Source organism: Alteribacillus iranensis, assembly GCF_900113025.1.
GTDB classification, from domain to species: Bacteria; Bacillota; Bacilli; order Bacillales; family Marinococcaceae; genus Alteribacillus_A; species Alteribacillus_A iranensis.
Map to the genome: position 1 here is coordinate 24,918 of NZ_FONT01000003.1, position 13,205 is coordinate 38,122.

Consider the following 13,205-nt stretch of genomic DNA (forward strand, 5'->3'; position numbering starts at 1 on the left):
AAGGATCCTTATGATGCACGAAAAAATTTTGGAACAAATAAATAATTACCAAACCATTTATATTTATCGTCATGAAAAGCCAGATCCGGACGCCATTGGCTCACAAGTGGGGTTAGCTGCTTTATTGCAACATAATTACCCTGATAAAGCAATCATCCTTAAAGGGGAAGAAGAGCCTTCGTTAGCGTTCCTGACTGAGAGCGTGGTCGGAGAACAAGAGGGTGATGATATTAACCGAAGTTTAGTGGTAATATGCGATACAGCCAACACCGAACGGATTGACGGTGAGGAATGGGAAAAGGGAGATCAAGTGATTAAGATCGATCACCATCCCGAAACAGACACATTTGGGGACTTGTCATGGGTAGAAACGGAAGCCAGCTCTACCTCTGAAATGATTATAGAGTTGGGAACTGTCGCCAGCGATAAGTTTGGGTGGGAATGGACGCAGGAAGCAGCCCGTTTATTGTACGCAGGAATAGTGGGAGATACTGGTCGCTTCCAACATTCAAACACAACACCAAAAACGTTACGATCTGCTGCCAACATGCTCCAGTATGGCTTTGACACGACAGAACTATTTACTAGTTTGTATGAAAACAGTGAATCACTCATTCGTCTAAAAGGAAAAGTGTTACAGGAATTTGTTTTAACAGAAAATGGCTTAGGTATTATGTATTTAACGCGAAACATGCTAGAGGAGCATGACGTCACTGTCGCAGAATCAGCGGCATTAATTAATGCCTTCTCCAATACAGAGGGGTTAAAAGCGTGGGTCTTTTTCGTCGAAGAAGAGGAAGGTACTTACCGAGTGAGACTCCGCTCGAAAAAAGCAGTGGTTAATGGCATTGCAGCAAATCACAGAGGCGGCGGTCATCCGCTTGCTGCCGGTGCTAAGGCGAAAGACAAACAAGAAACGGAAGCGATTATTGACGAACTAGAAAAGGTCTGCAAAACTGTGTAGCTAACGCAAAAACAGCCGGGAAAAGTACGGCTGTTTTTGTGCTTAGCATAACATTCATGGAGTTTTGTCTAGCTACAGGCGCCATCGGCTCGAGGTCGCTTCAACCCTTCTCTTGGCGGCAAAGCCACCTCGTCGGGTCTCCAGCGCCTGTCGCCGATAGGCAGGCGCCTTGTGCATTTCTTGTCGTCTAGCTATAGCGCCTACTCATTTTTTGATCCTATTCTTTTTTGTTTACAGGTATGAACCAGCATCCTTGATCTGTTTGTTCTTCTGTTACAGGTATATTCTCGGTGTGAAGTTCTGACCGGATAGAGTCGATCATGTCCTTTGTTTCTGCAAAGGCAGAGTACCCTGCCCTTATTTTTTCCACCTTCTGAGATACAAGTTCATGTTGCGTTCCTTTTCCTGCTACATCCATAGAATCGCCTCCTAAGGAGAATGTTGTGTAGCTATACAATTGATACCTTCATTATACATTATTTGCAAAACCTTTTGAAAACAAAATTTTGTCACCTTTTCTTACCGGATGACAAAGTTTCCTCTTTTCTTAATGTGTCAGGGACAGAGAAGCAATCCGGGGTGATTGCTTTTTTTACGATCCTGGAGTCCTAATTGCAATTACTAATTCTAAATTAGTGTATATATACATTTCTTTAATAACTAGATTCCATTCATTGTCTCCCACCTCATACGTTTTATTTTCAATGGCTTTCCGTATTAAATCCTTTCCGTCTACGACACTTTCGATATTTTTGTTCTTTAAAAAGTTAATTTCTTCTTCTGCCTGTTGTTTTAATTCAAAAAGGGCTAATTCATTTAATCGCATTTCTTTTTCGTTGGCAAACTGTATTTTTATTTCTTGAACGGTTAGTTTCTTTTCATTTTCTTCGTTTCGTTTTTTCTCTTCACTTCGTAAGATTTCAATTTGTTCTTTTTGATGTTCTATTTGAAGTTTTTGTTTGTTTATCTCTACTACTAACTCTTCGTGTACGGCCCCAAATTGAAAGAGAAAGAACGCCCATCCACCGAGTACTCCAATAAACACACCGGCAAAAAAACGCTGCCAACCTGGCCGGCGGTAATAGGGAGGTATCCTCATGGAGAAATCTGCTCCTGGGTAATCCATTGAATAAGAAGAGTGCCAGCATTAGCACCAGCTAAAGCCGCACACATCATACCTACTGTTTTGTAAACATCCGCGTGAGTACCGTAAAACAGCCCTCTTTCTAAGGAGGTGATCGCGTCAAAAGTCCCACCGATTGCCGCCACTAAAGCCCATATTTTTAAGCTTGCCGCTAAGTCGTGGACAGTTGATAGAGGAGGTTTGCCGATTAAGAAAGCCCCCATACCGCCAATAAGAGAGCCGCCAATAATAACACCAAATGCAACAAAGAAATCCATAATTAACGTGCCTGCAAATTCTCGGCTTATCATGAAGTGATTCTCCTCTCCAAAAAATAGCTATCGTTTGTCATGCAAGAAGAAGCTATTCTTCCAGCTAATAAACCCGTACTAACAATATAAGAAGAGAGAGAGCCTGATATGCTTGTTTTATCATTTCGTGAGATTCATAATAGAGAAAGGTAGTCCAGTCCGACTTGAGCTTTAAAAACAAAGGAGTATCATTATGGAATTCGTCCATTTACACATACATACAGAATACAGTTTGCTTGATAGTACGGTTAGAATCGAAGAGCTGGTAGAAAAGGCTTTTCAGTATAAAATGAGAGCACTGGCTATTACGGATAAGGATGTATTGCATGGTGTGATTCCTTTTTATAAAAAATGCAAATCACTTCAAATAAAGCCAATTATAGGAATGGAATTATGGGTGCGGGGAATAAAATTAGATAATGACTTTCCGGTTATTTTGTTAGCTGAAAATAACACGGGTTATATGTCACTTATTAGATTATCAACAATGAAACAAACAACAGGTTATGTTGATTTTTCTGTTGTTATGAAGGAAATAGAACACTGCATAGTCATTATTCCTTATGCGGACAGTGAACCAGCTTCCCTGTTAAGAACAGACAGGCTGAATGATTGTAGGGCTGTCCTTCATCAATGGAAACAGGCACTGGGACAGAAGCCATTATTTTTGGAGAGACAATCAGTGGGTCAAGACACTAACATTTTGAATATATGGAAGCAACTGAGCGTGGAAAATGAAATTCCTATGATCGCAGGTAACAATGTTCATATGATGAATAAGACGGAGAAGCAGCCACTGTCTGCGTTAAGAGCCATCGATCAGGGGGTATCTTTGAGTGATGTTAGACAAAGCGACTCAGGGTTGGATGGTAGTTTTTTAAGCATGGATGAAATGGAAAAAGAACTTCCAGAAGATAGACAGGCTGTAAAGTTAACAGCAGAAATAGCAGACAAGTGTCACGTTACGCTTCAATTTAATGATACTCATATGCCAAAATACCCGTTAACAGAGGGGAATACAGCAAAAGATACGTTACGCAAATGGTGTGACTCAGGGCTGAGAAAACGTTATAAAAATATAGACACTACGGTTCAGAAACGTCTTGAATACGAACTGGAGATTATTGAGCAGATGGGTTTTCAAGACTATTTCTTAATAGTTGCCGACTTTGTAAAGTATGCCAGGGAAAAAGGTATACTCGTAGGGCCCGGAAGAGGGTCTGCTGCAGGGTCACTCGTAGCATATGTGTTAGAAATAACAGATATTGATCCAATCGCTCATCATTTGCTATTTGAACGCTTTCTAAATCCAGAAAGAGTAAGTTTACCAGATATAGATATAGATTTTCCTGATTACAGGCGCGATGAGGTCATTGAATATGTTTGGAAAAAGTACGGGTATGAACGTGTTGCGCGAATTGTTACATTTGGAACGTTCGGTGCCAGAGCAGCTGTCAGAGATGCAGGAAGAGTTTTAGAAGCCCCGTCAGCATTAGTTGACAGATTAGCTTCTCTTATCCCCCAAGACCATGGGGTAACATTAAAGAAAGCAATTGAATCGGAAATTACTCTGCAAAGACTTATGGATAAGGAGCCAAAAGCTCAGCTCTTGATGCAATTAGCGTCGAAGATAGAAGGACTTCCGCGACATACTTCTGTTCACGCTGCGGGCTTAGTCATGAGTGAAGAGGTGCTTACTACTCATGTTCCATTAATGAAAAAAAATGAAAATGTGCTATTGACTCAGTATCCAATGGATATACTGGAAGACATCGGTTTAATTAAAATGGATTTTCTAGGTCTGAAAAACCTTAGTCTATTAGAGCACATTATGTTTTCTATAAGGCGCGAAGAAGGGAAAAAGATAAATATAAGACAACTTCCAACAGATGATCCGCAGACGTTTAAGAGATTGGCTGCAGGAGACACGACTGGGATATTTCAGTTGGAGTCAGCTGGTATGAGAGAGGCATTAAGACAAGTGAAGCCGACAGCTTTTGAGGACATTGCAGCGGTTAATGCTTTATATCGGCCAGGACCGATGGAAAGTATTCCTGTTTATGCTCGACGCAAGCATGGGAAGGAAGAATTAACCTATCTTCATGATGATTTAAAAGAAATACTTTCTCCTACTTACGGGGTGATCATTTATCAAGAACAAATCATGCAAATTGCCGCTGTTATGGCTGGATACTCTTATGGAGAAGCTGACTTATTCCGAAGAGCGGTAAGTAAAAAGAAACATGATGTTTTAGAGGAAGAACGTGCTCGTTTTATCGATAGAGCAACGGGGCAAGGGTACACTCTAGAAACAGCTTCTAATGTTTATGATTTGATTCTCCGGTTTGCCAATTATGGATTCAATCGCTCTCACGCTGTAGCGTATAGTTATATCGCTTATCAATTAGCATATTTAAAAACTCATTATCCGTCTCATTTTTATGCAGCCCTCCTGACTATGAATCAAAATAACTCTCTTAAGATAGGGTCTTATCAAAGAGAAGCCGCAAATAAAAATGTAAAGATACGACCGCCCTCAATTAACAAAAGCCGAGTCGGTTTCTATGCAAAAGAGAAGGATATATATTATGGATTCCTTGCTCTGAAGTATGTAAACATCTCCCTGGCACGTGCCATCGTTTCCGAACGAAACAATGGATATTACCAGAGTTTTATTGATTTCTTAATGAGAATTTCTATAAATAAGACAGAAAGAAAAGGGATAGAATCTTTAATCAAAGCAGGGGCTTTTGATGAATTGGAGAACGACCGAGCAAAATTACTAGCTTCCCTAGACCAGGCAATCGAATACGCAGAGTTTCAAAAAGATTTAGGTGGATTATTAACAGGGGTAGAGAATAACTTTCGTTACGTGGATACCGAGCCTTTTAGTGACCAAGAGCGCTATGAAGCTGAAAAAGAGGCGACAGGCCATTATTTGACAGGCCATCCGCTTGAAAAATTTCAACGTGTATTGAAGCCGTTCTCACCTTTGCCTCTACATAAAGAACTGCCGCAAAAAGGAGCATTTTGGACAGCAGGTATCATTGACAGTGTGAAAGCAATACGGACACGGAATGGAGAAGCAATGTCTTTTCTTACCATTACGGATGGAGCTGGGGAAGCGGAAGTTGTTATATTTCCGAGTGTTCATCGAAAAGTTCATTCCTATATTGAAGAGCAAGTCCCTGTATTGTTAGAAGGCCGCAAGGATAAAAAGGATGACAAAAAAATACTGGCGGATCATGTGTTGTCATTAGAAGAATTGCTTAAACAGGGAGATCAAACACTCTTTTTAAAAATTCCTAAAGAAATGAATGAAAAACAATGTGCTGATAAGGTGAAACAGATTTTAAATGCGTACCCAGGTAACGTTCGTGTGTTGATTTATTATGAGAAATTTAATAAAACAATACAATTAGCGGATCGGTTCCGAACCTTTGCCTCTGCGGGATGTTTAAGAGAATTAAAACGTATTCTTTCTGAAAAATCCGTTGTTTTAAAGCGATAAAGGGTGAAGATGTTATTTTCGTCTGTTATAATAAAATGAGCTTTGGAGTTAGTAACAGCTAGTAAATAAACTAAATAGAAATTCTTTGAAGGAGAGTGGAGATTTGTGACGCTCAAGGAAGATGCTTTGAGAATTCATAGAGAAAACCAGGGGAAGTTGGAATCGAAATCAAAAGTTCCTGTAAAAAATGCACAGGATTTAAGCTTGGCATACTCGCCGGGAGTAGCGGAACCATGTAAGCAAATTCACGAAGATAAAGAGAAAGTATTTGAATACACAATGAAAGGTAACATGGTCGGAGTTGTATCGAATGGTACAGCAGTTTTAGGTCTTGGAAACATTGGCGCGGAAGCTTCCCTTCCAGTTATGGAAGGAAAAGCTGTTTTGTTTAAATCATTCGCCGGTGTAGATGCATTTCCGGTTTGTTTAGATACTACAGATATCGACCACTTTGTAGCGACAGTGAAAACAATGGAACCCTCTTTTGGAGGTATTAACTTAGAAGACATTGCAGCTCCAGATTGCTTCGTTATTGAAGAAAAGTTAAAGAGAGAACTAAGTGTTCCAGTCTTCCATGACGATCAACATGGAACAGCTATCGTGACCACTGCAGGGTTGATAAATGCCTTAAAATTAAATAACAAGAAAATTTCTGATATAAAGGTAGTAATTAACGGTGCAGGATCGGCAGGAATTGCGATCATCAAGTTATTATTAGAACTTGGGGTTAACGATGTTATTTTATGCGATTCAAAAGGAGCGATCTATGAAGGGCGCTCACATGGGATGAATAGTATGAAAGAGACAATCGCGGAACGGACAAACAAGCACAAGGCAGAAGGTCAGCTGGAAGATGTCATTTCTGGTGTGGATGTATTTATTGGTGTGTCAGCTGCTGGTGCGTTGACGAAAGAAATGGTAGCTTCTATGAATCGGGACCCTATTATTTTTGCTATGGCTAACCCTGACCCTGAAATTATGCCCGACGAAGCAAAAGAAGCAGGAGCAAAAGTAATTGGTACGGGACGTTCTGATTTTCCAAACCAAGTAAATAACGTTCTGGCATTTCCTGGTGTTTTCCGTGGAGCCTTGGATACAAGTGCCACGGATATTAATGAAGAAATGAAAAAAGCTGCTGTTTATGCTATCGCTGAACTGATTGATGAAAGTGAATTGAATGCAGACTATGTTATTCCAGCTCCATTTGATGAGCGAGTAGCACCAGCGGTAGCTTCTGCCGTAGCAAAAGCAGCCATGGACAGTGGCGTGGCCCGAAAGAAAGTGGACCCAGCGGAAGTAGCGGACAAAACTCGTCATTTGTCTATCATTGGGAAGGAATAAAAGGTTAGATAGATAACTGCAAAGGGATAAGCGATCGTCTTCGAGTCGATCGCTTCTCTTTGCAAGTGAGCGAGTGTGAAAAGCTGAAGCAAAGAAGGTGTTTTCGTGTTAAAAGATTTTTTTAGTAAAAAAAGAAAATATGCGACAATTCCAGCGGAACGCCAGCAGCCTGCCAATTTCAATGGAGATGGGGGCGTGATGACAAAATGTCCTGAGTGTAAAACCATCTTATATACAAAAGAGTTAAAAAAGCAGCTGATGGTTTGCAACAATTGTCACCACCATATGAATTTAACAGCCTATGAGCGAATGGACTCTCTTTGTGATGACGATTCCTTTGTTGAGTATGATAAAGATTTGACCGCTCAAGACCCTTTACAGTTTCCAGATTATCCGGAGAAACTTGAAAAAGACCGAGAGAAAACACAATTGAATGAAGCGGTAGTAACTGGAGAAGGGTACATTGGCGGGAGTCCGGTCGTTCTTGGTGTGATGGATGCAAGGTTTCGGATGGGAAGCATGGGCACAGCAGCTGGAGAGAAGATTACAAGGGCTATTGAACATGCTTTAGAAAAAAAACGACCGTTTATTATGTTTTCAGCGTCAGGCGGGGCAAGGATGCAAGAAGGAGTCCTTAGTCTTATGCAAATGGCAAAAACGAGTGCTGCTTTGAAGAAAATGGACGAAGCTGGCTTACTTTATATATCGGTTATGACTCATCCGACCACAGGAGGAGTGTCTGCAAGCTTCGCTTCTTTAGGGGATTACAATTTCGCTGAGCCAGGTGCGTTAATTGGATTTGCTGGCAGACGCATCATAGAACAGACAATACGCCAAGAGCTTCCGGAAGATTTTCAAACTGCTGAGTTTTTATTAAAGCACGGCCAGCTGGATCGTGTAGTTCCACGTGCGGAAATGAAAGAAACGATAGCAGCTGTACTCGACATTCATGGATACAAAAAGAGGTGACAAAGTTTTGCCTAATTATTTGCCTTTTGAAAAACCGGTGATTGAGCTTCGTGAAAAAATTGCCGAACTAAAAGCATTTGCAGAGGAAAAAGAGATGGACCTTGAAGGGGAAATTAACAAACTAGAAGGTCGTCTGGAACAATTGGAAGATGACATATACGCCCACCTTACTCCGTGGCAGCGCGTGCAGATCGCAAGACATAATGAGCGTCCGACCACCCTTAATTATATAGACCTTTTATTTACCGATTTTATAGAAATGCATGGAGACCGGTTATATGGTGATGACCCAGCAATCGTAGGCGGTATAGCGAAATACAAAGGTAAACCAATAACTGTAATTGGCCACCAAAGAGGCAGAGATACAAAAGAGAACATACATCGAAATTTTGGTATGCCCCACCCAGAAGGATACAGAAAAGCATTGAGATTAATGAAACAAGCCGAGAAATTTCACCGCCCCATCGTTTGTTTTATTGATACAAAAGGAGCATATCCTGGGAAGTCCGCTGAGGAACGAGGGCAGAGTGAGGCAATTGCCCGTAATTTAATAGAGATGGCAGGTTTGCGTACTCCAGTAATTAGTATTGTCATAGGTGAAGGGGGAAGTGGCGGAGCACTCGGTCTTGGGATGGGCAACCATATCCACATGCTGGAAAACTCTACTTATTCCGTTATTTCCCCTGAAGGCGCGGCTGCTTTATTGTGGAAAGATGCAAGTCATGCTAGAAAAGCAGCAGAGACAATGAAGATTACTGCCCCTGATTTAAAAGAGCTGGGCGTTATCGATGAAATTATTCCAGAGGTCAGAGGAGGGGCGCATAAGGATCTTTCTCAGCAGGCACTTTATATAGACGAGGTGCTATTAACCTCTTTAACCTTCTTAAGCGAGAAAAGTGAAGAAGAATTAACATTGGATCGTTACGAGAAGTTTAAAGGAATTGGCGGAGCGGTAACAGCGTCTCAAAACCCCGAAGATATGAATAAATAATGCTTTCTGATATCGGAAAGCATTTTTTCATTAACCTATGTAACGGAGGTAAATAATGAAAAAAATTGCTTTGTTGACAAGTGGAGGGGACTCACCTGGAATGAATGCTGCTATCAGAGCGGTAGTACGGAAAGCTATTTATCATGACATCGAAGTCTTTGGAGTCAAAAACGGTTTTGCTGGATTAATAGAAGATGATATTCAAAAAATGTCTCTCGGTGATGTAGGAGATATTATTCATCGGGGAGGAACTATTCTATATACTGCCCGCTGTGAAGAATTTAAAGAAGTTGAAGGGCAGCAGCAGGCGATATCAAATTTAAAAGCTCGCGGTATAGAGGGGCTCATCGTCATCGGGGGGGATGGATCGCTTCGCGGGGCACAAAAGTTGGAAAACATGGGGTTTCCTGTTGCTGGCATACCTGGAACGATAGACAATGACGTAGCTGGCACCGATTTTACAATTGGCTTTGATACGGCATTGAATACGGTTGTTCAGGCAGTGGATAAGGTTCGTGACACGGCTACTTCCCATGACCGTACGTATGTGATTGAAGTGATGGGGAGAGAATCGGGAGACTTAGCGCTTTGGGCAGGTGTAGCTGCCGGGGCAGAAACAATAATTGTTCCTGAATCTTCGTACAACATGCAGGATATTATCGACCGTTTAAATAGAGGGCGCGATAGAGGTAAACGTCATAGTATAATAATTATAGCCGAAGGTGCGGGAACGGCTCCCGAAATGGCACGTCTCCTAAAAGAAAAAATGAATATCGAGACACGCATGACAGTTCTTGGCCACATTCAACGCGGCGGATCGCCAACGGCCTTTGATCGAGTGCTTGCAAGTAGATTGGGTGGTTCTGCTGTCGAGCAATTATTAGAAGGGATTAGCGGTCAAATGGAGGGGATTCTTAATAATGAATTGGCCCGGACAAGTTTTTCCTATGTATTTTCTGGGAATCATCGCTTTAATGATATGATGTACAAGCTGTCTCAGGAGCTTTCTATATAGCGTCGCTTTCCTCCCGTCACTGTGATGAGGAAAGGAACTACTATAATACAGGAGTGAATTCAGTATGGTACGAAAAACTAAAATTGTCTGTACGATTGGTCCCGCAAGTGAATCTCCTGGTGTGCTAAAAGAACTAATGGAATCTGGTATGAATGTTGCCCGCTTAAATTTTTCACATGGGACTCACGAGGAGCATCGAGAGCGCATCATTTCGATACGTAAGATTGCCGAAGAGACAGGAAAAAACATCGGTATCCTGCTTGATACTAGAGGTCCTGAAATTCGCACACATCAGATGACAAACGGATCCATTCAGCTGGAAAAAGGCCAAGAGCTCATAGTTTCCAGTGAAGAAGTGGAAGGGACGAAAGAGAAGATATCTGTCACTTACTCAAATCTAGCTGACGACCTAGAGCCGGGTAAATTGATACTTTTAGATGATGGACTGATTGAATTGGAAGTAATCGAGATTGTTGGTTCGGATGTGCGAACAAAAGTTTTGAATAACGGGGAGCTTAAAAATAGAAAAGGTGTAAATATACCAAACACTAAACTCAACTTGCCTGGAATTACAGAGAAAGATGCGGATGATATTAAATTTGGAATAGAAAATGAAGTTGACTTCATCGCTGCTTCTTTTGTAAGGCGCCCATCTGACGTTTTAGAAATCAGAGAAATTTTGGAAATTAATGAGGCAGAAGATATTCAAATTATACCTAAGATTGAGAATCAGGAAGGCATTGATAATATTGATGATATATTAGAAGTGTCTGATGGATTGATGGTAGCGCGCGGTGATTTAGGAGTAGAGATTCCTCCTGAAGAAGTTCCTTTAGCTCAAAAAGAACTTATTAAAAAATGTAACACACGTGCAAAGCCGGTTATCACAGCTACTCAAATGTTGGATTCGATGCAATGGAATCCACGCCCTACTCGAGCAGAGGCAAGTGATGTTGCTAATGCCATATTCGATGGAACAGATGCCATCATGCTTTCTGGGGAAACCGCTGCAGGTGATTATCCGGTCGAGTCAGTACAGACGATGAGCAACATAGCAAAAAAAGCGGAAACTGCTCTTAAATATGAAGAAATACTATCCCAAAGAACGAAAGAGAGCCGGCGCTCTATCACAAATTCAATAAGCCAGTCGGTTTCTCATACGGCCTTTCATTTAGATGCTGCCGCTATACTAACGGGAACGGAAAGTGGTTACACGGCAAAGGTAGTGTCCAAATACCGTCCGGAATCTCCTATTATAGCTGTAACTAATACCGAGAAAGTTCAAAGAAGATTATCTTTAGTCTGGGGTGTTACTCCACTTCTTGGTTCCGTAGCAAAAAGCACAGACGAAATGCTCGATAGTACCGTGCGTGCTTCATTAAAAGCAGGGCTCGTAAAACATGGAGATCTTGTGGTTATTACAGCTGGTGTCCCTGTAGGCGAAACGGGAACAACCAATATTATGAAAGTGCACGTAATTGGAGAAATAATTGGTAAAGGTCAAGGAATTGGCCGTCAAACAGTGCTAGGAAAGGTTATTAAAGCTCGGAATCCGCAAGAAGCTATGGAAAAGATGGAGGAAGGGAAAATACTAGTCACATACAGTACTGATAAAGAAATGGTACCAGCGTTTGAAAAAGCAGCCGCCGTCGTAACAGAAGAGGGAGGACTCACATCACACGCCGCAGTCGTAGGCTTGAACCTAGGAATTCCTGTGGTAGTTGGAGTCAATCAAGCAATGGATAAGCTGAAAGATGGAGAAGAAATTACCGTGGACGCGGCTCGTGGAGATATTTACCGAGGCCACGCTAGTGTACTATAAAAGCAGCGCTCTGGGTTAATCCCAGGGCGTTATGTTTCCTAATCTATGTCAGAAAGGCGTAAAATGATGTTAGAACGGGAAACTGGTTAGAGATGGTTGTTAGGAAAGCAGTACATTTCTATGATTGGAGGTAAGCCAAATCATGGGTAAATGGATCGTTTTATTATTAATAGTTGTTCCTGCCCTAGAGATTGGGATACTTATTTTATCAGGGAATTTAATAGGTGTTTGGCCAACTGTATTACTCATTATTATAACCGGTGTGCTTGGCGCTTGGCTTGCAAAAAGAGAAGGAACACAAGCAATACGGACAGCACAGCTAAGGATGCAAAATGGAGAAGTCCCAAGCGGTCTTTTATTAGATGGAATCTGCATTTTAGTCGGAGGTGTCGTATTATTAACCCCTGGTTTTATAACTGATGCCATCGGTTTTCTCTTGTTAATTCCGTATAGCCGAAGTTTCTTTAAAGCGATATTACAAAGGCTATTTGATACATTGGTAAAAAGCGGAAGGTTTGTATTTATCAATAGAAGGTGAACACTGTCTTATGTGTTACATGACAGATACAGTCATATTGTGGTAGGATGAATATAAAGTCTATGGGGAAGGATGAAACGATCATTGTTATCGCAGGCAACGCTTTTCTTAATGATATTGCTTGTGATCGGTTTTATTGGGAAAAATTCCTCGCTTATTATTGCGGTGCTAGCACTTTTACTTGTTAAATGGGTTGGGCTGGGGGACAAGGTTTTCCCTTTTATGCAAGCGAAAGGATTACCGATAGCGATCACGATTTTGACAGTTGCTGTATTGGTTCCCATTGCTACGGGGGAAATTGGCTTTACTCAGCTAAAAGATGCCCTAAAGTCATATTATGCTTGGATAGCCTTGGCATCCGGTGTATTAGTAGCCTTAATTGCAAAAGGCGGAGTGGAGTTATTACAAAGCGATCCTCACATCACTGCGGCTCTGGTGATAGGTACAATTCTTGCCGTTGCTTTCTTTAATGGAGTAGCTGTTGGTCCACTCATAGGTGCAGGGATTGCTTATGCGGTAATGAAAGTGGTGGAATTATTTTCAGCTTCAGGCGGATAATTAATGTAATCCCTTACAAGCTTCGTGTCCAGCCATTTTTTACATCCAGCGTTTTTATAAGT

12 protein-coding genes are annotated in these 13,205 nt (G+C 41.4%); 9 read left to right on the forward strand and 3 right to left on the reverse strand.

The window, feature by feature from the left end; genetic code table 11:
* Window positions 1-10 precede the first annotated feature (10 nt).
* On the forward strand, window positions 11-964 hold the full coding sequence (locus BM095_RS07860) for a DHH family phosphoesterase (protein ID WP_245757849.1): 954 nt from the start codon (window positions 11-13) through the stop codon (window positions 962-964).
* A gap of 217 nt (window positions 965-1,181) precedes the next feature.
* Here the strand turns inward: BM095_RS07860 and BM095_RS07865 are convergent, their stop codons facing one another.
* From BM095_RS07865 to BM095_RS07875, 3 genes are all read right to left on the reverse strand, one after another.
* Window positions 1,182-1,382 (reverse strand): hypothetical protein, encoded by a 201-nt coding sequence (locus BM095_RS07865; protein ID WP_091659945.1) that lies wholly within the window; start codon window positions 1,380-1,382, stop codon window positions 1,182-1,184.
* Between the two features lie 174 nt (window positions 1,383-1,556).
* Window positions 1,557-2,063 (reverse strand): sporulation membrane protein YtrI, encoded by a 507-nt coding sequence (gene ytrI, locus BM095_RS07870; RefSeq protein ID WP_091659948.1) that lies wholly within the window; start codon window positions 2,061-2,063, stop codon window positions 1,557-1,559.
* Complete coding sequence (locus BM095_RS07875) at window positions 2,060-2,398, reverse strand: YtrH family sporulation protein (protein WP_091659951.1); 339 nt, start codon at window positions 2,396-2,398, stop codon at window positions 2,060-2,062. The genes ytrI and BM095_RS07875 overlap by 4 nt, the downstream gene beginning before the upstream one ends.
* Window positions 2,399-2,591: 193 nt before the next feature.
* Between BM095_RS07875 and dnaE the strand changes: the two genes are divergently transcribed.
* The 8 genes from dnaE to BM095_RS07915 all read left to right on the forward strand — a co-directional run bounded on the left by dnaE (window position 2,592) and on the right by BM095_RS07915 (window position 13,143).
* Window positions 2,592-5,909, forward strand: a complete 3,318-nt coding sequence (gene dnaE / locus BM095_RS07880; protein ID WP_091659956.1) for a DNA polymerase III subunit alpha — start codon at window positions 2,592-2,594, stop codon at window positions 5,907-5,909.
* A gap of 105 nt (window positions 5,910-6,014) precedes the next feature.
* Complete coding sequence (locus BM095_RS07885) at window positions 6,015-7,250, forward strand: NAD(P)-dependent malic enzyme (protein ID WP_091659959.1); 1,236 nt, start codon at window positions 6,015-6,017, stop codon at window positions 7,248-7,250.
* A 105-nt stretch (window positions 7,251-7,355) separates the two neighbouring features.
* Window positions 7,356-8,219 (forward strand): acetyl-CoA carboxylase, carboxyltransferase subunit beta, encoded by an 864-nt coding sequence (gene accD / locus BM095_RS07890; protein ID WP_091659961.1) that lies wholly within the window; start codon window positions 7,356-7,358, stop codon window positions 8,217-8,219.
* Between the two features lie 7 nt (window positions 8,220-8,226).
* Window positions 8,227-9,210 carry an acetyl-CoA carboxylase carboxyl transferase subunit alpha gene (gene accA, locus BM095_RS07895; protein ID WP_091659964.1) on the forward strand — a complete coding sequence of 328 codons (984 nt, stop codon included), beginning with the start codon at window positions 8,227-8,229 and terminating at the stop codon, window positions 9,208-9,210.
* Between the two features lie 55 nt (window positions 9,211-9,265).
* Window positions 9,266-10,225: a 6-phosphofructokinase gene (pfkA, locus tag BM095_RS07900; RefSeq protein WP_091659966.1), complete on the forward strand. Its 960-nt coding sequence runs from the start codon at window positions 9,266-9,268 to the stop codon at window positions 10,223-10,225.
* A 64-nt stretch (window positions 10,226-10,289) separates the two neighbouring features.
* Window positions 10,290-12,047 (forward strand): pyruvate kinase, encoded by a 1,758-nt coding sequence (gene pyk / locus BM095_RS07905; RefSeq protein WP_091659969.1) that lies wholly within the window; start codon window positions 10,290-10,292, stop codon window positions 12,045-12,047.
* 142 nt (window positions 12,048-12,189) lie between these two features.
* A complete protein-coding gene (locus BM095_RS07910) occupies window positions 12,190-12,585 on the forward strand; it encodes an FxsA family protein (protein ID WP_091659971.1) in 396 nt (131 codons plus the stop codon).
* Window positions 12,586-12,669: 84 nt separating this feature from the next.
* Window positions 12,670-13,143, forward strand: coding sequence for a DUF441 domain-containing protein (locus tag BM095_RS07915; RefSeq protein ID WP_091659974.1), 474 nt, complete (start codon window positions 12,670-12,672; stop codon window positions 13,141-13,143).
* Window positions 13,144-13,205: the final 62 nt, after the last annotated feature.

What these genes read in the sequence shown, in the direction of transcription:
- BM095_RS07860 (WP_245757849.1), top strand. Translation starts at nt 11, where the DNA reads ATGATGCACGAAAAAATTTTGGAACAAATAAATAATTACCAAACCATT.
- BM095_RS07865 (WP_091659945.1), bottom strand. Translation starts at nt 1,382, where the DNA reads ATGGATGTAGCAGGAAAAGGAACGCAACATGAACTTGTATCTCAGAAG.
- ytrI (WP_091659948.1), bottom strand. Translation starts at nt 2,063, where the DNA reads ATGAGGATACCTCCCTATTACCGCCGGCCAGGTTGGCAGCGTTTTTTT.
- BM095_RS07875 (WP_091659951.1), bottom strand. Translation starts at nt 2,398, where the DNA reads ATGATAAGCCGAGAATTTGCAGGCACGTTAATTATGGATTTCTTTGTT.
- dnaE (WP_091659956.1), top strand. Translation starts at nt 2,592, where the DNA reads ATGGAATTCGTCCATTTACACATACATACAGAATACAGTTTGCTTGAT.
- pfkA (WP_091659966.1), top strand. Translation starts at nt 9,266, where the DNA reads ATGAAAAAAATTGCTTTGTTGACAAGTGGAGGGGACTCACCTGGAATG.
- pyk (WP_091659969.1), top strand. Translation starts at nt 10,290, where the DNA reads ATGGTACGAAAAACTAAAATTGTCTGTACGATTGGTCCCGCAAGTGAA.
- BM095_RS07910 (WP_091659971.1), top strand. Translation starts at nt 12,190, where the DNA reads ATGGGTAAATGGATCGTTTTATTATTAATAGTTGTTCCTGCCCTAGAG.